The sequence below is a fragment of the Paenilisteria portnoyi genome, from assembly GCF_014322795.1.
GTDB lineage: Bacteria > Bacillota > Bacilli > Lactobacillales > Listeriaceae > Listeria_A > Listeria_A portnoyi.
Map to the genome: position 1 here is coordinate 41,916 of NZ_JAASTT010000001.1, position 19,796 is coordinate 61,711.

Annotated in this window: 20 protein-coding genes; 17 read left to right on the forward strand and 3 right to left on the reverse strand. The window is 42.5% G+C overall.

The window, feature by feature from the left end:
• Positions 1-205 precede the first annotated feature (205 nt).
• The 9 genes from glyQ (at position 206) to HCJ66_RS00270 (ending at position 10,015) form a co-directional block, all read left to right on the forward strand.
• Complete coding sequence (gene glyQ, locus HCJ66_RS00230; RefSeq protein ID WP_181675479.1) at positions 206-1,096, forward strand: glycine--tRNA ligase subunit alpha; 891 nt, start codon at positions 206-208, stop codon at positions 1,094-1,096.
• Positions 1,089-3,158 (forward strand): glycine--tRNA ligase subunit beta, encoded by a 2,070-nt coding sequence (gene glyS, locus HCJ66_RS00235; protein ID WP_187131344.1) that lies wholly within the window; start codon positions 1,089-1,091, stop codon positions 3,156-3,158. Before glyQ ends, glyS begins: the two co-directional genes overlap by 8 nt.
• A 36-nt stretch (positions 3,159-3,194) precedes the next feature.
• The gene (locus HCJ66_RS00240; protein ID WP_036094160.1) at positions 3,195-4,019 is read left to right on the forward strand and encodes a pyruvate, water dikinase regulatory protein; all 825 of its coding nucleotides are present in this window, start codon (positions 3,195-3,197) and stop codon (positions 4,017-4,019) included.
• A 149-nt stretch (positions 4,020-4,168) separates the two neighbouring features.
• On the forward strand, positions 4,169-4,612 hold the full coding sequence (locus tag HCJ66_RS00245) for a YaiI/YqxD family protein (RefSeq protein WP_181675481.1): 444 nt from the start codon (positions 4,169-4,171) through the stop codon (positions 4,610-4,612).
• 6 nt (positions 4,613-4,618) lie between these two features.
• Positions 4,619-6,502 carry a DNA primase gene (gene dnaG, locus HCJ66_RS00250; protein ID WP_187131345.1) on the forward strand — a complete coding sequence of 628 codons (1,884 nt, stop codon included), beginning with the start codon at positions 4,619-4,621 and terminating at the stop codon, positions 6,500-6,502.
• A gap of 177 nt (positions 6,503-6,679) precedes the next feature.
• Complete coding sequence (gene rpoD / locus HCJ66_RS00255; RefSeq protein WP_181675483.1) at positions 6,680-7,801, forward strand: RNA polymerase sigma factor RpoD; 1,122 nt, start codon at positions 6,680-6,682, stop codon at positions 7,799-7,801.
• Between the two features lie 58 nt (positions 7,802-7,859).
• The gene (locus tag HCJ66_RS00260; RefSeq protein ID WP_187131346.1) at positions 7,860-8,555 is read left to right on the forward strand and encodes a tRNA (adenine(22)-N(1))-methyltransferase; all 696 of its coding nucleotides are present in this window, start codon (positions 7,860-7,862) and stop codon (positions 8,553-8,555) included.
• On the forward strand, positions 8,552-9,673 hold the full coding sequence (locus HCJ66_RS00265) for a Nif3-like dinuclear metal center hexameric protein (RefSeq protein WP_187131347.1): 1,122 nt from the start codon (positions 8,552-8,554) through the stop codon (positions 9,671-9,673). Before HCJ66_RS00260 ends, HCJ66_RS00265 begins: the two co-directional genes overlap by 4 nt.
• A gap of 12 nt (positions 9,674-9,685) precedes the next feature.
• On the forward strand, positions 9,686-10,015 hold the full coding sequence (locus HCJ66_RS00270) for a hypothetical protein (protein WP_246438482.1): 330 nt from the start codon (positions 9,686-9,688) through the stop codon (positions 10,013-10,015).
• 40 nt (positions 10,016-10,055) lie between these two features.
• On the opposite strand, the gene HCJ66_RS00275 is transcribed toward HCJ66_RS00270, so the two are convergent.
• Complete coding sequence (locus HCJ66_RS00275; protein ID WP_187131348.1) at positions 10,056-11,051, reverse strand: 4-hydroxy-3-methylbut-2-enyl diphosphate reductase; 996 nt, start codon at positions 11,049-11,051, stop codon at positions 10,056-10,058.
• Between the two features lie 230 nt (positions 11,052-11,281).
• Between HCJ66_RS00275 and HCJ66_RS00280 the strand changes: the two genes are divergently transcribed.
• The 5 genes from HCJ66_RS00280 (at position 11,282) to HCJ66_RS00300 (ending at position 16,210) form a co-directional block, all read left to right on the forward strand.
• Positions 11,282-11,968, forward strand: a complete 687-nt coding sequence (locus tag HCJ66_RS00280) for an SGNH/GDSL hydrolase family protein (protein ID WP_187131349.1) — start codon at positions 11,282-11,284, stop codon at positions 11,966-11,968.
• Between the two features lie 196 nt (positions 11,969-12,164).
• Positions 12,165-13,484, forward strand: coding sequence for a DEAD/DEAH box helicase (locus tag HCJ66_RS00285; RefSeq protein WP_187131350.1), 1,320 nt, complete (start codon positions 12,165-12,167; stop codon positions 13,482-13,484).
• Between the two features lie 5 nt (positions 13,485-13,489).
• The gene (locus tag HCJ66_RS00290; RefSeq protein ID WP_187131351.1) at positions 13,490-14,386 is read left to right on the forward strand and encodes a deoxyribonuclease IV; all 897 of its coding nucleotides are present in this window, start codon (positions 13,490-13,492) and stop codon (positions 14,384-14,386) included.
• A gap of 24 nt (positions 14,387-14,410) precedes the next feature.
• Positions 14,411-15,337, forward strand: coding sequence for a manganese-dependent inorganic pyrophosphatase (locus tag HCJ66_RS00295; protein WP_187131352.1), 927 nt, complete (start codon positions 14,411-14,413; stop codon positions 15,335-15,337).
• A gap of 63 nt (positions 15,338-15,400) precedes the next feature.
• Complete coding sequence (locus HCJ66_RS00300) at positions 15,401-16,210, forward strand: GNAT family N-acetyltransferase (protein WP_187131353.1); 810 nt, start codon at positions 15,401-15,403, stop codon at positions 16,208-16,210.
• A 39-nt stretch (positions 16,211-16,249) separates the two neighbouring features.
• On the opposite strand, the gene HCJ66_RS00305 is transcribed toward HCJ66_RS00300, so the two are convergent.
• Entirely contained in the window at positions 16,250-16,963 is a 714-nt protein-coding gene (locus HCJ66_RS00305) for a tryptophan-rich sensory protein (RefSeq protein WP_187131354.1), read from the reverse strand.
• 165 nt (positions 16,964-17,128) lie between these two features.
• Here HCJ66_RS00305 and HCJ66_RS00310 point away from each other — a divergent pair, with 165 nt between their 5' ends.
• Genes HCJ66_RS00310 through HCJ66_RS00320 form a run of 3 tightly spaced genes read left to right on the forward strand, consistent with a single transcriptional unit; the run spans position 17,129 to position 19,161 of the window.
• Complete coding sequence (locus tag HCJ66_RS00310) at positions 17,129-17,893, forward strand: metal ABC transporter ATP-binding protein (RefSeq protein ID WP_181675493.1); 765 nt, start codon at positions 17,129-17,131, stop codon at positions 17,891-17,893.
• On the forward strand, positions 17,874-18,749 hold the full coding sequence (locus HCJ66_RS00315) for an iron chelate uptake ABC transporter family permease subunit (protein ID WP_181675494.1): 876 nt from the start codon (positions 17,874-17,876) through the stop codon (positions 18,747-18,749). The genes HCJ66_RS00310 and HCJ66_RS00315 overlap by 20 nt, the downstream gene beginning before the upstream one ends.
• Positions 18,733-19,161 carry a Fur family transcriptional regulator gene (locus tag HCJ66_RS00320; RefSeq protein ID WP_036094139.1) on the forward strand — a complete coding sequence of 143 codons (429 nt, stop codon included), beginning with the start codon at positions 18,733-18,735 and terminating at the stop codon, positions 19,159-19,161. The genes HCJ66_RS00315 and HCJ66_RS00320 overlap by 17 nt, the downstream gene beginning before the upstream one ends.
• Before the next feature lie 19 nt (positions 19,162-19,180).
• On the opposite strand, the gene HCJ66_RS00325 is transcribed toward HCJ66_RS00320, so the two are convergent.
• Positions 19,181-19,777, reverse strand: coding sequence for a 3'-5' exonuclease (locus HCJ66_RS00325; RefSeq protein ID WP_187131355.1), 597 nt, complete (start codon positions 19,775-19,777; stop codon positions 19,181-19,183).
• Positions 19,778-19,796: the final 19 nt, after the last annotated feature.

Sequence of the window (19,796 nt, forward strand, 5' to 3'; positions counted from 1 at the left end):
AGCCAAACCGATTTTTGTATTAAAAATGGGTAGGATGTAGAACATGGCTTTACACAAATCGAGCGCTTGTCGCCGATTTATATCGGGTATAATCTGTCCAAATAGGGTGGAACCGCGTGAGTGTAACTCTCGTCCCTATGCTTTTCTTTTTAGGAGGCATAGAGGCGAGGGTTTTTATATGCCTAATTTTATGGAGGTGGATTTGATGAATTTACAAACGATGATCCGAACGTTGCAAGATTATTGGTCTGAACAAGGTTGTATTATGTTGCAATCCTATGATGTGGAAAAAGGTGCGGGAACAATGAGCCCGTATACATTTTTAAAAGCGATTGGTCCGGAGCCATGGAAAGCGGGTTATGTGGAGCCTTCTCGTCGTCCTGCTGATGGTCGTTATGGGGAAAATCCGAATCGTTTATTTCAGCATCACCAATTTCAAGTTGTGATGAAGCCGTCACCTGATAATATTCAGGAGTTGTATTTAGGATCGCTTGAAAAGCTTGGAATTAACGCGTTGGAGCATGATATTCGCTTTGTTGAGGATAACTGGGAAAATCCGTCGCTTGGTTGCGCGGGTCTTGGTTGGGAAGTTTGGCTTGATGGGATGGAAATCACGCAGTTTACGTACTTCCAACAGGTTGGTGGATTGGAATGTTCTCCGGTGACATCGGAAATTACGTATGGCTTGGAGCGCTTAGCTTCTTATATTCAAGAAAAAGAGAACGTGTTTGATTTGGAGTGGACGGACGGCATTTCGTATCGTGATATTTTTTATCAAGCAGAATTTGAAAACTCGAAGTATGCCTTTGAAACGTCTAGCGGCGACATGTTGTTATCACTTTTTGATACGTATGAGCGTGAGGCTGGTCGTCAAATGGAAGAGGGCCTTGTTTTTCCGGCATATGACTATGTGTTGAAATGTTCACATACTTTTAACTTGCTCGATGCAAAAGGCGTTGTTTCCGTGACAGAACGCGCGCAGTATATCGCTAGAATTCGGAATTTAGCGCGTCGTATTGCAAAAACTTTTTATAACGAACGTGAAAAACTTGGATTCCCACTGTTGAAAGAAAAGGAGGGCGCAGATCATGAGTAAAGATTTTTTATTGGAGATTGGTTTAGAGGAAATGCCAGCAAAATACATTACTGCGTCAGTGAAACAATTACAAGAACGTGTTGAAAAATGGCTTACAGAGAATGATTTGGAATATAAAACGACGGAAGTTTACTCAAGTCCTCGCCGTTTGTCAGTGATCGTGAAAGACTTAGCTGAAAAACAGGCGGATCGTGTGGAAGAGTCGAAAGGTCCAGCTAAAAAAATCGCGAAAGATGCGGATGGTAACTGGTCAAAAGCGGCGCAAGGTTTTGCGAGAGGTCAAGGTGTCGATCCTGAAACATTGGAATTCCGCGAAATTAATGGTGTGGAATATATTTATTTGGAGAAAGAAGTAAAAGGTGCAGCGACGATTGACTTATTGCCAGAGATGCGCCAAATCATTACTTCCATGACGTTCCCAGTTAGTATGCACTGGGCGGCCTATGATTTGAAATATATTCGTCCGATTAAATGGTTAATCGCGCTGTTTGGAGATCAAGTGATTCCATTTGAAATTACGAATGTGACGACTGGAAATGAAACGCGTGGACATCGCTTCTTGGGCGGTTCTGTGACGGTTACTAATCCAGCTGAGTATGAAGAAGCACTTTTGAGCCAGTTTGTAGTTGCGGATGCAGCGAAACGAAAAGCGGCGATTGTGAGCCAAATTGAGGAAATCGAAGCGGTAGAGAACTGGAAGATTCCTGTTGACGCGGATCTTTTGGAAGAGGTTAATAATTTAGTAGAATATCCGACAGTCCTGCACGCTACTTTTGACGAGGCGTATTTGGAGTTGCCGGAGGAAGTTCTGATTACGACGATGAAGGAGCACCAACGTTATTTCCCTGTGGTTGACGACGCTGGCAAATTGCGACCGTACTTTATCACGGTTCGAAACGGGAACCATGAACATCTGGAAACTGTTGCGAAAGGGAATGAAAAAGTCCTACGCGCGCGCTTATCGGATGCGGATTTCTTTTATCAAGAAGATTTGAAAATTACGATTGACGAAGCCGTTGCAAAACTGAATAACATTGTTTTCCATGAGAAATTAGGAACGTTGACGGAAAAAATGCTACGTGTGAAAAAAGTGGCACTGATTATTGCGGAACAATTACACATGACCGATGCGCAAAAAGGGAAGATTGCGCGTGCTGCGGATATTTATAAATTTGATTTAGTGACGAATTTAGTCGGTGAATTTCCTGAATTACAAGGAATCATGGGTGAAAAATATGCGTTATTACAAGGCGAAGATGCAGAAGTGGCGACGGCGATTCGGGAGCACTACATGCCGACATCGGCGGATGGTGAACTGCCACAAAGCGATATCGGTGCGTTACTCGCAGTTGCGGATAAACTAGAAACATTGACTGGATTTTTCTGCGTGAATATCGTACCAACTGGTTCTGCGGATCCATTTAGTTTACGTCGTAGCGCGCTCGGAATTATGCGTATTATTCAAGCGAAAAACTGGGATATAAAATTGCTTAGCGTATTAGCGGATACGGTAGAAATCGAGCGAGCAGAAGGTCTGAATACAATCCCAAGTGAAGAAGTTTTCGAGCAGGTAGAATTATTCTTGCAAAATCGACTACGTGCCATTCTTTCGGATCAACAAATTCGTCATGATATTATTGATGCGGTGGTTAGCGCTGGCAGTAATGTTGTACCGGAGTTGATCGAGCGCGCGGAGTTGCTGAATAAGAATCGCGATGCGGATTGGTTCCGTCCAACAATGGAAGCTCTAGCACGTGTTGTCAATATTTCTAAAAAGCATCAAGGCGGCGAGGTTATTATCGACCCAAGTCTTTTTGAAAACGAGTCGGAGCAACAGTTGTTTGATGCTGTTCAGAAGTTGAAAGCAGATTACCCAACACTAATAATCGTAGACAGATTGCGAGCTTTTGCAGCATTACGTACAGCGATTGATGCCTATTTTGAGAATACGCTTGTTATGAGTGACGATGAAGCGGTTCGAAATAACCGTTTGGCGCTATTGTTTGAACTAGCGAGCTTCATTAAGGAATTTGCCCAAATTGAAGAAATCAACGTGAAATAAGAACGAGAAGCTTTTTAATGAAAGGAGCTAATGGCTATGACACAACCAGCAGTATACGTCGTTTCGGATTCAACAGGGGAAACGGCAGAATTAGTAACGCGCGCGGCTTTGATGCAGTTTGGTAAGAGTCCGCAGTTTATTCACCGTTTTCACCACGTAGACACACCGGATATGATTGAGGAAATTGTTGATTTAGTGGCCGTGAACAATGGCATTATTGTGCATACTATCGTTGTCGAGGAAGTGCGCGAGGAGTTAAATAAAACCGCGAAAAGCTTTGGCGTACCGATAATCGATATTTTTGGACCGCTTCTGGCACAGTTGGAAGAAACGTATCAAATTAAGCCGCTTTCGGAGCCTGGTATGGTACGATCGCTTGATGAAGCTTACTTCCGGAAAGTCGCTGCGATTGAATTCGCGGTGGAAAATGATGATGGTCGTAATCCACGCGGGCTGTTGCAAGCGGACTATGTGTTAATCGGGATTTCTCGGACATCAAAAACGCCACTTTCGCAATATTTGGCGCTCAAAGGCTTGAAAGTAGCCAATGTACCGATTGTTCCAGAAGCGCAAGTTCCAGAAGAATTGTTCGAAATCGACCCAAATAAGATTATTGGCTTAAAAATCAGCAAGGAAAAATTGAATCAGATTCGTGAAAAACGGTTAGCTTCGATTGGACTTAGTGGGGTTGGTAATTATGCGAGTCACGATCGGATTGATGCGGAGCTGGAGATCTTTACGGAACTCACGAATAAACTTGGATGTTACGTCTTAGATGTTACAAATAAAGCGATTGAAGAGACGGCGAATGATATTTTAATGCATATTGGTGAAATTGTTGATGAAAATTTAGAATTATAGAAGGAAAATCAGATTTTATGGCGAATATATATATTATAGCGATTAAAACGGTGGAAATTCTTGTTTTGATCGCCTATAATATATTTTTATGTGTGGATTATGTGTTTTCTCCAAATATAGCAATGATATAGATATGGGGAGGGAGAAACATGAAGATTTTTATCGATGCAGATGCTTGTCCTGTGAAGGATGAGATACGTGAATTAGCGAAGAAATATGATTTGCCAATGACTTTTGTGGCGTCATACAATCACTTTTCTGTGAATTTGCCAGCAGGTGAAGTGTGGGTTTTTGTTGATACGGATAAGGAATCTGCGGACATGCGTATACTTAATCTAGCGAAGAGTGGCGATATCGTGGTGACGCAAGATATTGGGCTTGCCAGCATGTTAATTGCGAAAGACGTCGCTACTTTTTCTAATCGCGGGGAGGAATATCGCGAAAGTGAGATGGCAATGATGCTTGATATGCGGTATTTGCACGCGAAAGAACGTAGACAAGGCAAGTATAGTAAAGGCCCACGAGCGATGAGTTTTCAAGATAATGAGAATTTTCTACAGAAGCTGGATACGTTTATAAAAGCGAGGTTATAATAGAAGATGCAACGGATTCCAGAAGAGAAAATTGATGAGATACGTTCCCAAGCAGACATTGTGGACGTGGTTGGAAGTTATGTTCAGCTTAAGAAGCAAGGGCGTAATTACACGGGGCTTTGTCCTTTTCATGGCGAGAAAACACCATCCTTTTCGGTATCACCTGAGAAACAGATTTTCCATTGTTTTGGGTGTGGTAAGGGAGGCAATGTTTTTTCATTTTTAATGCAGATTGATGGTCTTTCGTTTGTTGAGTCAGTGAAGAAAGTGGCTGACATCGCGCATATTCCGTTAGATATTGAGATATCTTCTGGTGACGGAACGCCTGCAAATCGGCCTGATAGTCAAGAAGGTAAGATGATTGAAATCCATCAATTGACGAGTAAGTTATATCATTATTTGTTGATGGAGACCGAGGAAGGGCAAGAGGCTTTACAATACTTGCTCGATCGAGGCATGTCGGAACAGGAATTAGATCATTTTGAGATTGGTTTTGCACCGGCAGATGCGTTAACGGTAACCACTTTTTTGAAGAAGCGCGAGATTGATTTGCCGCTCGCGGTGGAATGTGGCTTGCTTACGGAGCGCGATGATGGTAACATAGTAGACCGGTTCCGAAATCGGATTATGTTTCCGATTAAGAATGATCGCGGTCAATTGGTTGGTTTTTCGGGGCGCCTTTTTAATCAAGACGATGGTCCGAAATATTTGAACAGTCCGGAGACGCCGATTTTTAATAAACGAAATATCCTATATCATTTTTCTGATGCGAGACAGGAGATTCGTAAAAAAGAGGAAATCCTGCTATTGGAAGGCTATATGGATGTTATTTCTGGTGTTTCGGCAGAGTTTCAAAATGGCGTGGCTTCGATGGGGACCTCGCTAACGGAGGAACATGTGCAGATGATTCGGCGTGTCACGAACCGAGCCGTTATTTGTTACGATGGTGATCGCGCTGGTATTGAGGCGAGCTTTAAAGCTGGGACACTACTGGCGGAACAACATCGGCTAGAAGTTTTTGTATTGCAATTGCCGAATGGGAAAGATCCGGATGATTTTATTCGTTCAGAAGGAGCAGAGAAATTTGCAGAGGTCTATGCGCATCAACGCTTGAGTTGGACGGCTTTTAAACTGCAATTTTTGAGGCGGAATCGTAATCTTCAGAACGAAACGGAGAAAATTGCCTATTTAGGTGAAGCGCTCGTTGAAATCGGCAAACTGGATCAGGCTGTGGAGCGGGAGCTTTATTTGAAACAGTTGGGCTCGGAATTTGAGTTGTCGATGGATGCGTTGAAACAGCAGTTACAGCAATCTGTTGCGACGAGAGTGAAGCCAAAAACGCGTGATTATGGAGGGCCTCCGCCAGAGGATTTTGGAGAGTACCCAGTCTATGATAGCGGTGGTGGACCTGTTCACGAGGAGTTTCATTTTCAGCAGCCAAATCAAGCGCCATCTGCTGGACTGACCTCAGAGAAACGTCTGTTGAAATACATGCTGGAAGATCGTGATGCGTTTATTCAGATTCGAAATATGATGCAGGAGCAGGAAATTGATTTTTATCATGATAATTATCAAGCATTGTATACGCATCTAATTGGCTTTTATGCTTCTGGGAATGATGCTAATCCGCTTGCTTTAATGGATCAGCTTCCAAATGAGGTGTCGCGAAATTTAGTCAGTGAACTCGAAATGATGGTTGTGAATTCAGATGTGACCAATGAAGAGTATCAAGATTATATTTTCAGCTTAAAAAAAGCAGGTATTGAGCGAGATATTAAAGAAAAAGAACAACAGTTATTAGTAGCCTCGCAACAGGGGGAGATGGCGCTGGCATTAGAACTAGCCAGAACTATCACGACGATGCGGGCTGATTTAAAACGTAATATTTAAGGTAAAACAATTCACTAGAAAGATGTTACAACAGGCATACCTACAAATATAGAAGCATGCACTAACGCAATATTTGGCTCTCTAAGTATGAGTCAGGGCGCGTCAGGTGTTTAGAAACTGGGCAATGAGGTAAGGTATATCATTGACGGTTATTTTGGAAGGAGGACATGGCAGACTATGGCTAAAAAACCGCAAGAAACGAAACCAGAAGATTTGAATCTAGATAAAGCAAAAGAATTATTAATTGAAGATGGCAAAAAGAAGGGGTCTTTAACGTACGCCGAGATCGCTGCCAAACTTGCGCCATTTACTTTAGATAGTGACCAAATGGACGAATTTTTAGAATTGCTTACAGTATTAACGATTGAGGTTTCGGATGATGACGAGGAAGATGATCCGAATGAAGCGGAATTAATCAAAGAAGAGACTGCTGAAATTGACTTGAATGATTTGAGCGTACCTCCAGGTGTTAAAATTAATGACCCTGTGCGGATGTATTTAAAGGAAATCGGTCGTGTGAATCTACTTTCCGCGGATGAAGAGATTGCCTTAGCGAAGCGTATCGAACAAGGCGATGTTGAGGCAAAAGGACGTTTGGCAGAAGCTAACTTACGTCTCGTTGTTAGTATCGCGAAACGTTACGTTGGTCGTGGTATGTTATTCCTTGATTTGATTCAAGAAGGTAATATGGGATTAATGAAAGCAGTTGAGAAGTTTGACTTTAACAAAGGGTTCAAATTTAGTACGTATGCGACATGGTGGATTCGTCAAGCGATTACCCGCGCCATTGCCGATCAAGCGCGCACGATTCGTATCCCGGTTCACATGGTTGAAACGATTAACAAATTAATCCGTGTCCAACGTTCCTTACTTCAAGATTTGGGACGTGACCCATCACCTGAAGAAATCGGTGAAGAAATGGATTTACCGACAGAAAAAGTCCGTGAAATCTTAAAAATTGCGCAAGAACCAGTATCGCTTGAAACGCCAATCGGTGAAGAGGATGATTCGCACCTTGGTGATTTCATTGAAGACCAGGAAGCAACATCACCATCGGATCATGCGGCATATGAATTGCTAAAAGAGCAGTTAGAAGACGTACTTGATACGTTAACAGACCGCGAAGAAAATGTACTTCGTTTGCGTTTTGGTCTAGATGATGGTCGTACGCGCACGCTTGAAGAGGTTGGTCGTGTATTCGGCGTTACTCGTGAGCGTATTCGTCAAATCGAAGCAAAAGCGCTACGCAAATTAAGACATCCAAGTCGTAGCAAACAGTTAAAAGATTTCTTAGAATAAAAATTTCAAAGGAGAGTGCGTAACAATCGCGCTCTCTTTTTTACAAAGGATGATTTTTTTGAACGAACAACAATTATCAGAACGGTTAGAAAAAGTGGTATCTTACATACCGGCAGGGTCGCGAATTGCAGACATTGGTAGCGATCATGCATATTTGCCATGTTATGCAGCCCAAAAAGGCCAAGTAGAGTTTGCGATTGCGGGTGAGGTTGTGGAAGGCCCTTTTCAATCGGCTACAAAACAAGTTCGGAGTCTAGGATTGACAGGAGAAATCGCTGTTCGTAAAGGTGATGGATTGGCGGTTATTGAACAGGAAGATGCGATTGATGTCGTTGTTATTGCTGGCATGGGCGGAGCACTTATTCGCTCGATTTTAGAAGCAGGGGCTACGAAATTGGCGGGCGTAAAACGTCTTGTCCTACAGCCGAACATTGCGGCGCACCAGTTGCGTGAATGGGGCGAGGCTAATCAATGGGCGCTTATTTCCGAAGCGATTTTGTGTGAGGATAATAAGATTTACGAAATACTCGTTTTAGAACCGAGCCCAGAAATTGTGACGTACTCTGACGCAGAGCGCTTATTGGGACCGTTTTTAATGCGAGAGAAGTCAGCTGTTTTTCAGGCGAAGTGGAGGCATGAATTGGAGAATTGGCAGGGAATTCAGGCTAAAATTGATGCTAATAATACAAAGAATGCAGAGAGACTGGCAGAATTAGCCGTGAAAATAAAAATAATAGAGGATGTGTTACGATGAAGGTAGCAAATGGTTACGAGTATGTCGCGGTTTTAGAAGGTATTGCACCGAAAAAATATGCGATGGATGGCGATCCAATTGGACTTCAAATTGGCGATTTAGCGCGTAAAATCCGCAAAATTATGTTCACGCTTGATGTGCTGGAAAATGTGGTAGATGAAGCGATTGAAAAAGGCGTGGACATGATTATCGCGCACCATCCGCTACTTTTCAGACCGCTTAAAAAAATAGACTTCGCAACGCCTCAAGGTAGAATCGTGAAAAAGTTGATTAAGCATGATATTATCGTTTACGCTGCGCATACGAACTTAGATATTGTGAACGGTGGTGTGAATGACGCGATTAGTGATTTGCTTGGGCTGAGCGAAACTGAAATCATTGTTCCTACATATACAGAAACTTATAGCAAAATAGCGGTTTATACGCCCGACTTTGCGGAGGAGACTATTCGTCTAGCACTAGTTAATAATGGTGCAGGGCGGTTTTCAGACCGTTATTCCGAGTGCACTTTCTCGATTGAAGGAACAGGCCGGTTCTTGCCTAGTGATCAAGCCAACCCCACAATTGGGCGACCAGGGGATCTTGAAACGGTGCAAGAAATCAAAATTGAAGCAATTTTTCCGCATTCTGAAATGGATCGAATCGTCAAAGCGGTGAAATTATCGCATCCATATGAGGTTCCAGTGATTGATATTTATCCAATTGAGAATGTTACGTCTGCAATGGGATTGGGCAGGATTGGAAATTTGCCGAAAACAATTGATTTAGAGGCTTTTATTGGTTTTGTGAAGGAAAAACTTTCAATTGATAGCGTGCGAGTGATTGGGGAAACGAATCGTTCTGTGCGAAAAGTGGGGATTATTGGTGGAGATGGTAATAAGTTTATTCATGATGTCAAGCGCGCTGGGGCTGATGTCTACATTACGGGGGATATTTACTATCATACAGGGCATGACTTGATGGCGATTGATTTGCCGACAATTGATGCTGGGCACTATATGGAAAAAGTGATGAAAGCGAGCCTATTAAAGCAATTTGACGAGGCGAGCGAGCTGAATGGATATGAAGTGGATCTCATTGTATCAGAGCGAAATACGAATCCATTTACATTTTATTAAGAGGATATGGACATGATGATTTTTTATTTTTGTGCAGCGATGACTTTTATTAGCGCCGCTGTAAGTTTCGGCTTTTCCATTGATGCATATCGGAGCGCGACGACGGAGACTCTTTCAAACGCGATGTATGCTGTGTCGAGGAGTTTGGCTTTACTTATTGCTACGACTGTACCTTTCTTTTATCATGTAGATGCGTATCTGTGTGCTGTCGCGATGGCGATGATTCTTGTGCAACTTTTTGATGGGATTATTGGAATTCGCATCAAAAATACGTTGAAAACAGTAGGACCATTTTGCACAGCGTTTGCTAATGTAGTATGTTTAATTATTCTATACATGTAAAAAAGGATTAGAGCAGATATTTCGCGCTCTAATCCTTTTTTCACTTGCCGCCGTTTTTTAAGTGTTCTAAACGGGCAGCGCGTTGTTTTTCAATATTTTTCTTACGGGCGCGCGGTAAAATGCTGACTGGGTCAACATCATGATTGCGCTCCCAAGTTGTAGCATCTTCTGGGTCATAGGCGTCTAGGAAAACGAGAACTTCCCGAATGATTTGCGTTGGTGTACTCGCTCCAGCAGTGACGGCTACTTTCTTCGCGTCTTTAATCCAATCAAGATTCAACTCTTCAATGTTAGCGATTCGATGTGCCGGAACACCCGCTTTTTCTTCGGATACTTGGGCTAAACGATTGCTGTTATTGCTTCTTGGATCGCCGACAACGATCGTCACATCCGCGCCTTTTGCTTGTTTGGCCACGGCTTCTTGACGAACTTGTGTCGCCATGCAAATTTCTTGATGTTGCTCAGCTTGCGGATAGACCGACTGGATATAATCCATCAAATCCATCACGTCCCACTGACTCATCGTCGTTTGATTGGTCACAAAAACTTTCTCGTTAGTAAGTGACAGCGCATCGACATCTTCCATATTTTCAACGAGATGCACGATATCTGGCGCGACACCAACCGCACCTTCTGGCTCTGGATGGCCTTTTTTGCCGATATAAATGACATGAAAACCTTCATGCTTTTTCTCTAAAATTAAATCGTAAGTTCGCGTCACATCGGGGCACGTGGCATCAAGCGTTGTCAGACCTTTCGCTTTGGCGCGTTCTTTTACGGCCGGCGAAACACCATGTGCTGTGAAAATGACGGTACCACTATCGATTTGGTCTAAAATAGCTTCTCGATTTGGACCATCAAGCGTGACAATCCCCACATCTTCAAAAGCTTCTGTGACATGTTGATTATGAACGATCATGCCGAGTATATGAATAGGGCGAGGCAGGTTCGGATCGAGTGAAGCATTACGCGCAATCACCATCGCATCCACCACGCCGTAACAATAACCACGAGGGGCAATCTTTATAATTTCCAATGTTAAACCTCCTAAATTTCTCAAGGTGTAGCAATAGTTAGGCAGGACAACAAAAATGCCGACTACTTATCTATTATAAGCCAGATTTCGCATGGTTTCAACTAGCGGAGTTCTACTGGATGAAAAACGTCTAAATTCCCCTTGTCCAATTGTTTTTTTAATGCTACAATGAATCGTTTTTTATGGTTATTTTCGACTATAGAGGCAAATTATAATGAGGAGTGGAAAAGATGAAGAAACTAGTATTAATAATGGCATTGCTATTAACTTTAACGATGGGTACAGGTAAAGTTAATGCGGCCGAGGTAACGGATTGGACGAACACAACTTGGAATGTCTTGGGGGATAGCTTGACAGATCCAAATAATACAACGGCAACTAAAAGGTATTTTGACTACATTCAGGAAGACATGAAGATTAAAAAAGTCAATAATTATGGTAAGAGTGGCTCTACGATATCGAATCTTTCCTTACCAATGAGTGAACGTTACATATCTATGGATGATAGTGCGAATTTGATTACTGTTTTTGGAGGTCTTAATGACTATGGCAGAAATGTGGAGCTCGGTACGCTAAATGATACTGCGAATAGCACGTATTACGGTGCGCTCGATACGCTTCTAAAAGGCTTGGTTAAAAAATATCCTAATAAAAAAATCGGCTTTATCTCGATGTACAGCCGGACCTTTTTCCCACCCGTAAATCATATCAGTATCCCAGATTATGCGTATGTTAATGCGGAGATTGATATTTGTGATCGCTATAATATTAAGCATTTGAACTTATATGAAATTGATTCGCTTAACTTGGGTAGCTCTGAAGGTAGGCAGTATGGTGCTCCGGATGGCGTTCATTTGAATACGCAAGGGCATCAGCATCTTGCAGAAATAATGGAGCCATTTATTAAAAGTTTATAATTGGTCCAATTTTGCTGAATTAAAATGAAAGTATGGAGTCTTCTCAACAAGTTAGGAAATTTGTCTAACTTTTGAGAAGGCTTTTTGGGTTAGATAGGTTGAAGCGGTGTTATGAAGTAGATTCTCCAACTTTACTAGTGACTGTATACCCTATTGTGTGCTATACTAACGTTTAGGAACAGAACGGAGTGGAAAAATGAACAAAAAAACAAGGTTTGATCAATTTCATTTTCAACCTTTTATTCAGCTTGCCATTGATAAATTAGGTTTTTATGAACCAACAGAGGTACAACAGAAATTAATTCCGGCAATTATGAAAGGCGAAAGCGTTGTGGGGCAATCTCAAACGGGAACTGGGAAGACGCATACTTTCTTACTGCCAATTATCAACAAAATTAGAGCGGACAAAGATAGCGTGCAGGCAGTTATTACAGCGCCTAGTCGTGAGCTCGCAACACAAATTCATAACGAAATCAAAAAACTCATCAAATATAGCGATGACGACATTCGTTCGCTACTCGTTATTGGTGGTACGGATAAACAAAGAACGATCGATCGTTTGAAGAAGCAGCAGCCACATATTGTTGTTGGTACGCCTGGTCGAATTAATGATTTAATTCGTGAAACAGCGCTACTCGTTCATACAACGCAAGTCTTTGTTATCGATGAAGCCGATATGACGCTTGATATGGGATTCTTAATGGATGTCGATCAAATTGCGAGCAAAATGCCTGAGAACCTGCAAATGCTTGTTTTCTCAGCAACAATCCCGCAAAAATTGAAACCTTTCTTGAAGAAATACATGGAAAATCCGCGTTATGAGCATATTCAGCCTCAAGCTTTGGCGAATACGGATGTGGCGCATCAACTGATTGCCCGTCGTAGTAAGAATAAAATCGATATTCTAAAAGACGCGCTCGTAGCTTACCAACCATATTTAGCAGTCGTTTTCACAAACACGAAAGCAATGGCGGATGAAGTGGCGAAAGGCTTGACAGAACGCGGTTTGAAAGTTGCTAAGATTCATGGCGGAGTCGAAGCTCGCGAGCGTAAACGTACAATGAAACAATTGGAAAGCTTGGAATACCAATATGTTGTGGCGACTGATTTAGCGGCACGTGGTATTGATATTCAAGGAATCAGCCATATCATTAACTACGAATTACCAAGCGATCTTGATTTTTATATCCATAGAACGGGTCGTACAGGTCGCGCGGGGCACTCTGGTATCGCGCTTACGATTTACGAACCATCGGATGAGGATGCACTGAACCAATTGGAAAAAATGAATATCGAATTCAAGCACATCGATCTTAAAAATGGCGAATTTGTTGATGCGGATGACCGTAATCGTCGTCAAAAACGTGAAGCGAAGCGCGAAGCAGCGGATCCACGCGAAATCGGTATGCGTAAAAAAGCCAAAGAAAAAGGCAAACCAAACTACAAAAAGAAACTGAACTACAAAATGAATGAAATTAAACGTCGCGAAAGAAAAATGAACAAACGCGGGAGGTAATTAGCATGTTAAGATTAGGCTCACATGTTTCGATGAGCGGTAAAGATATGATGCTTGCCGCAAGTCAGGAAGCAGCGTCTTATGGATCGAATACATTCATGATCTACACGGGCGCGCCACAAAATACACGACGAAAACCGATTGAAGACTTGAACATTGAAGCGGGACTTGCGCATATGAAAGAGCATGACATCACGGATATCGTGGTGCATGCCCCTTACATTATTAATATTGGAAATGCCGTGAAACCAGAAACATTTGAAATCGGCGTGACTTTTTTGCAGTCAGAAGTGGAACGTACGGCGGCTCTTGGCGCGAAACAAATCGTTCTTCATCCTGGCGCACATGTTGGTGAAGGCGCAGAAATGGGCATCAAGCAGATTATTAAAGGCTTGAATGAATCGTTGAAACCGGATCAGAACGTGCAAGTTGCTCTGGAAACGATGGCTGGAAAAGGCACAGAGATTGGCCGAACGTTTGAAGAAATCGCAGCGATTATGGACGGTGTGACGCATAATGAGTTACTTTCTGTGACGTTTGATACGTGTCACGTGCATGATGCTGGTTATGATATTGTGAACGATTTTGACGGCGTTTTGAACCAGTTTGATAAAATTATTGGTTTGGATCGCTTGAAAGTGTTACATATCAATGATAGTAAGAATGAACGAGGCGCGCATAAAGATCGTCACGCGAATATTGGCTTCGGTCATATTGGCTTTGACGCGCTGAATTATATCGTGCATCATCCACAGCTGGACGACATTTCTAAAATTTTGGAAACGCCGTACGTTGGTGAAGATAAGAAGAATAAGAAAGCTCCGTATAAGCATGAAATTGCGATGCTACGTAGCCAAACATTTGATCCAGATTTGTTAACGAAAATCATGGCGGCCGAATAAGGCGCTAATAAAGGAGATAAAAACATGACAAAATCACTCGTTTTTGGACATAAAAACCCGGATACAGATACCATTTGTTCGGCGATTGCCTATGCTGAACTAAAGAAAGCGCAAGGTCAAGATATTGAAGCAGTTCGTCTTGGCGAAATCAATAGTGAGACGGCTTTCGTCCTTGATTATTTCAAGGTAGAAGCGCCGCGCCTTGTTGAAACGGTTGCGAATGAAGTAAAAACGGTTAGCTTAGTAGATCATAATGAGAAGCAACAAAGCGTAGCTGATATTGAAGATGTTACTGTAGTAGAAGTTATCGATCATCATCGTATCGCGAATTTTGAAACGGCAGATCCTTTGTATTACCGCGCGGAGCCAGTTGGTTGTACAGCAACAATTCTTTCCAAAATATTCCAGGAAAAAGGCATCGAAATTTCGAAAACGACGGCGGGTCTTATGCTTTCGGCGATTATTTCCGATACTTTGTTGTACCAATCACCAACGTGTACACCGGAAGATAAGGAAGTCGCTGAAAAATTAGCAGCTATTGCAGGCGTTGAAACAGCTACATATGGCTTGGACATGTTAAAAGCTGGTGCAGATGTGACGACTAAAACGGTTCCTGAACTATTGCTGGACGCCAAAGAATTCGAAATGGGCGGTTCGAAAGTAGAAATCGCACAAATCAATGTTGTCGATGAAAAAGATGTGTTGGTGCGCCAAACAGAAGTGGAAGCAGAAATGAGCAAACGGATCGCTGATAAAGGTCTTGATTTGTATTTGTTCGTCATCACCAATATTTTGACGAATGATTCTGTAGCCATTGCGCTTGGTAGCAAAACTGATAAAGTCGAAGCGGCGTATGGCGTTGTTTTTGCGACGAATGTGGCACCGCTAGCCGGTGTTGTATCGCGTAAGAAGCAAGTTGTGCCAATTTTGACAGAGATTTTTGCGAAATAGTAACATAGAGAAGCAGCTTAGTTTTATAGGCTGTTTCTTTTTCTATAGGAAGGGGCGATTATATTGGAGATAGATCGTTTGGATAGCCTATCATTGGTGGAACAGGTGGAGCTATGGAATGAGGCATTTGCAGATTATCTCGTACCGGCTGATATGACCGAAGCGAGTTTCACTGCCAGAATGGAGAAATTGCAACAATCACCACACGAGTCGTTAATCGCAAAAGTGGATGGCGAAGCTGCGGCGATTATATTGACGGGAACGCGCGACTTTACAAATACTAGAATGGCGTGGATTGGCGGACTCGCGGTTGTGCCGAGATTTAGAAAAATGGGGATATCGAATCAACTTTTGGAGCGGCTTTTTGAAAGTTACCGAGAGCAGGGCGTGGATGAATCGCGTTTAGAGGTGATTTCAGAGAATATTCCTGCGCTTCGACTTTATCAAAAGTTAGGCTACACGCAGATAAATGAATTGATTTATCTTACTGGGACTTTGCAGGATTTTGGTGTGGCGGGGTATCGCTTGAAAGAAGTGAACGATCCGAACGATTACATAGCGCTAGAAGAGGATGCGTCACCATGGCAAAATCGGATTGCAGCACATCATAAAATCGCGACTATTTGGCGGAATGATGAGCAGTTAGGTTACATTGTGTATGGGATTTCGGATGAGAATCTGATTCTTTTGCAAGTGAGATTAAATAATGCGCCAAATCAAATTCTAGGATTATTGCAGGGTTTTCACGATATGTATGGCAGTATTTCTTGTGCGGTTTTTAATGAGATCGTGACAAGCGAGTATCTCCCTGTTTTATTGGACAGAGGCTTTGAAAAAGTAGCGACACAAATCCAGATGCGTAAAAAAATCTAGCAAAAAGCGTTTTCCACTCGGGAAAACGCTTTTTAACACCTATGTTCTCCGACGAATCGGAATAAAGTTTGCCAAGAAAAGGACAATAGCCAGAATCAGCGCTGTGTAGGAAACGACGGCGTTCCAGTCCAGTACACGGATATAAATCCCAACGAATGCCCAGACAAAGACAAGTGGCGCGATCCAATCGTTTTCGCGGGCTCGGAAAGTATAGGCGATAAGCGTCGCGACAATGAGTAGCACAATCGTCCAAACGCCTTCGCCAAGTCCCAAGAAGCTAGTGATTTCTTTCCAAGTCAGGTAATAACAAATATTTGCGATAGTTGCCACGCTGACCCAACCTAAGTAGAGACTGATCGGCGCCCTCCAAATGAGTGATTTTGTCACGGCTTGTTGTGCTTTGTACAACGTGATGAGACCAATTAAGAGTAAGAGCATGACAATTACGGAGCTTAGATAATACCCATAATGCCAGCAAACAATCCATAAACCGTTTAATAAAGACGTTATCGAGAATGAAAAGGCGAGCGCTTGCGTCACATTTTTTCGGTTGAAAGTCAGCGCGATGAGCCATAGGAACAAGCTGAGGTAAATCACGCCCCAAATAATAAATACATATCCCTCTGGTGTAAATAAAACATCGAGGCGATTGGAGATTTCCCCAGTATTCACGCCATTCAGCGGTAAAATATTAGCGAGTGCATTCATGCCAACCATGATCACAAAGCACAGATACATCCAGATTAATTTCATTTTAAACACCTCCATAGTTGTGTTTTCCCTTTATCGCCCTTCATTAATCATCTGATAAACGAATAAAAATGATAAATAGGAGTGATTACGATTTACAGGTTCCCTATTTTTATGTATACTAGGTAAAGTAGTGATTTTTAAGTATAGAAGGAGTTTTTTCAAGGTATGGATGAGATATTAAAGGTAGCGAACATTTCCTACCATTATGATAAAGAAGAAGTGCTCCAGAGAATCAACTTATCAATCAAAAAAGGCAGCTTCACGGGGATTATTGGGCCGAATGGTTCTGGGAAATCGACGTTGCTGAAACTGATTTTAGGTCTTCTAAAAACGCAGCAAGGCGAGATTACCTTGTTCGGGAAACCGCATGCAGACTTTAAAGATTGGTCTAAAATTGGCTTTGTATCGCAAAAGTCGAATGCGTTTAACGGTGCTTTTCCTGCCACGGTGAAAGAAGTCGTGTCTAGCGGTTTGGTGAAGAAGAAGGGGATGTTTCGCCGATTGAATCGTCATGATTTTGAAGCGGTCTACGAGGCACTGGACATTGTGGATATGCGACGGTTTGCGGGGCGGAATATCGGCGAGCTTTCTGGTGGACAACAGCAACGTGTTTTTATCGCCCGGGCGCTTGTGAGTAAGCCGGAGATGCTGATTTTGGATGAGCCAACGGTTGGGATTGATGCGCAGAATGTGGCTTCTTTTTACGAGTTATTGAAAGAGCTGAATGCGAAAGAGGACATTACGATGCTGCTCGTGACGCATGATATTTTAGCGGTGAATTCGTATGTGGATCATATTGTCAGCATGAATACGAAGGTGCTTTTTGACGGGACCGCGGTCGATTATCAGCTGTACTTAGAGGAACGAGAACTTGAGGCGCTTGAGGCGAGTCGGATTGGGGTGACACACTGTGATTGCGAACCTGTTTGAATATGATTTTATCCGAAATACGTTTATCGTCGGCATCGTGATTGGGATTGTGGCGCCGCTTTTGGGAAGTTTTATCGTGGTTCGGCGGCTTTCTTTGATGGCTGACGCGCTAAGTCATGTCAGTTTGGCAGGCATTGCGGTGAGTCTCTATTTGAGCAAGATGTATTTACCACTTGTGGCGCTCAATCCGCTGTATCTAGGCTTTGGCTTTGCAGTTGGCGGTTCCTTATTGATGGAAAAACTGCGCAATGTGTATAAGCAATTCCAAGAACTGGCGATACCGATTATCATGTCGGCGGGGATGGGATTCAGTGTTATTTTTATATCACTTGCTAATGGCTTTAATACCGACTTGTTCAGCTACTTATTCGGAAGTGTCAGCGCCGTGAGTACCTCGGATATGTGGACAATTTTGGCGACTGCTTTTGTTGTATTAGTCACTGTATTTTTCTTGTATAAAGAACTATTTTTGCTGTCGTTTGACGAAGAGTACGCGAATGCATCGGGAATTCCTGCAAAAGTGGTGGATGTGATTTTTATGCTTTTAGTAGCGCTCGTGATTGCATCCAGCATGCGTATCGTTGGGATTCTACTCGTGTCGTCCCTGATGACCTTGCCTGTAGCAGCCGCAATTCGTATCGCTAAAGGCTTTAAACAGACGATTGCTTATGCGATTCTGTTCGGGGAAATATCGGTGATAGGCGGCCTTGTGAGTGCCTTTTACCTCGACCTAGCTCCAGGTGGCTCGATTGTTATTATCTCTGTGCTCATTTTAGTTATAACGATTAGTGTTCAAAAAGTGAAACAAAAACTGGCGATAGCCGAAAGAAGTGATTCGAATGTCTCTAACAGCTAATGAAGCGTTGCAATTAATGAAACGAAAAGGATACAAACATACGGATAAACGCGAATTTCTAATTAATCTTTTTGCGCGAAAAAATCGTTACATGACGGCAAAAGAAGTTTTGGAGTGCATGAAAGAGGATTTCCCAGGGATTAGTTTTGATACGATTTACCGTAATTTGTCTTTGTTTGTGGAATTGGATTTGTTTGAGGAAACCGAGTTGTCGAGTGAGAAACATTTTCGATTATCGTGTGCACATGAAGAACATCACCATCATTTTATTTGTATGGAATGCGGGAAAACACGTGAAATTCGGATGTGCCCGATGGATTTTCTGGAAGAAGCATTGCCGGGTTATCAAGTGGAAGGCCATAAGTTTGAAGTGTATGGGAAATGTCCAGATTGTCTCGCAAAAGTTGGATAATAGAAGAAAACGCGCCCCATTAGCGGGAACGCGTTTTTTTCTTGGTGACAAAATTAGTACCATTTATTCGACCAAACTGATAACCAATCGAATCAACTAACTCGGGAATCGTGTTTACTTGCTGGATATTGGCGAGTTCACACACGATATCAGCCGCAACGATGGAATCTTCCAAGGCGTGATGATGCTCAAATGTGATACCAAAATAGTCAGCAACAAGATTTAATTTATGCGAACGTAACGGCAATATTTTTTGCGATAACACACAGGAACAGAAGTACAAATTTGCAGGTAATGGCAGACCGTATTTCTCTGTCGTAGCACGGAAAACATTGATATCAAATGTTGCAAAATGAGCCGCGACTGGCAAGTCACCGATAAAATCCATGATACTCGGATAGACTTCCAACCAGTTCGGCGATTCCCACACGTCTTCCGGGTAAATCCCATGAATTCGAATATTCGATGCGTAGAAATCTTCTTCAGGATTGATTAATTGATAGTATTCGGAATGTTTTTCGCCGTTCAGATATTTGACCATCCCAATCGAACAAGGACTTGTCCGCGAACCATTCGCAGTTTCAAAATCAAGAACGACATAGTTTAAATCTTTCATCTTGTCTTCACTCCTTCTC

Bases quoted from the DNA above. Each gene is read 5' to 3' on its own strand.
- glyQ (WP_181675479.1), top strand. From the start codon at position 206: ATGAATTTACAAACGATGATCCGAACGTTGCAAGATTATTGGTCTGAA.
- glyS (WP_187131344.1), top strand. From the start codon at position 1,089: ATGAGTAAAGATTTTTTATTGGAGATTGGTTTAGAGGAAATGCCAGCA.
- HCJ66_RS00240 (WP_036094160.1), top strand. From the start codon at position 3,195: ATGACACAACCAGCAGTATACGTCGTTTCGGATTCAACAGGGGAAACG.
- HCJ66_RS00245 (WP_181675481.1), top strand. From the start codon at position 4,169: ATGAAGATTTTTATCGATGCAGATGCTTGTCCTGTGAAGGATGAGATA.
- dnaG (WP_187131345.1), top strand. From the start codon at position 4,619: ATGCAACGGATTCCAGAAGAGAAAATTGATGAGATACGTTCCCAAGCA.
- rpoD (WP_181675483.1), top strand. From the start codon at position 6,680: ATGGCTAAAAAACCGCAAGAAACGAAACCAGAAGATTTGAATCTAGAT.
- HCJ66_RS00265 (WP_187131347.1), top strand. From the start codon at position 8,552: ATGAAGGTAGCAAATGGTTACGAGTATGTCGCGGTTTTAGAAGGTATT.
- HCJ66_RS00270 (WP_246438482.1), top strand. From the start codon at position 9,686: ATGATGATTTTTTATTTTTGTGCAGCGATGACTTTTATTAGCGCCGCT.
- HCJ66_RS00280 (WP_187131349.1), top strand. From the start codon at position 11,282: ATGAAGAAACTAGTATTAATAATGGCATTGCTATTAACTTTAACGATG.
- HCJ66_RS00285 (WP_187131350.1), top strand. From the start codon at position 12,165: ATGAACAAAAAAACAAGGTTTGATCAATTTCATTTTCAACCTTTTATT.
- HCJ66_RS00290 (WP_187131351.1), top strand. From the start codon at position 13,490: ATGTTAAGATTAGGCTCACATGTTTCGATGAGCGGTAAAGATATGATG.
- HCJ66_RS00295 (WP_187131352.1), top strand. From the start codon at position 14,411: ATGACAAAATCACTCGTTTTTGGACATAAAAACCCGGATACAGATACC.
- HCJ66_RS00305 (WP_187131354.1), bottom strand. From the start codon at position 16,963: ATGAAATTAATCTGGATGTATCTGTGCTTTGTGATCATGGTTGGCATG.
- HCJ66_RS00310 (WP_181675493.1), top strand. From the start codon at position 17,129: ATGGATGAGATATTAAAGGTAGCGAACATTTCCTACCATTATGATAAA.
- HCJ66_RS00320 (WP_036094139.1), top strand. From the start codon at position 18,733: ATGTCTCTAACAGCTAATGAAGCGTTGCAATTAATGAAACGAAAAGGA.
- HCJ66_RS00325 (WP_187131355.1), bottom strand. From the start codon at position 19,777: ATGAAAGATTTAAACTATGTCGTTCTTGATTTTGAAACTGCGAATGGT.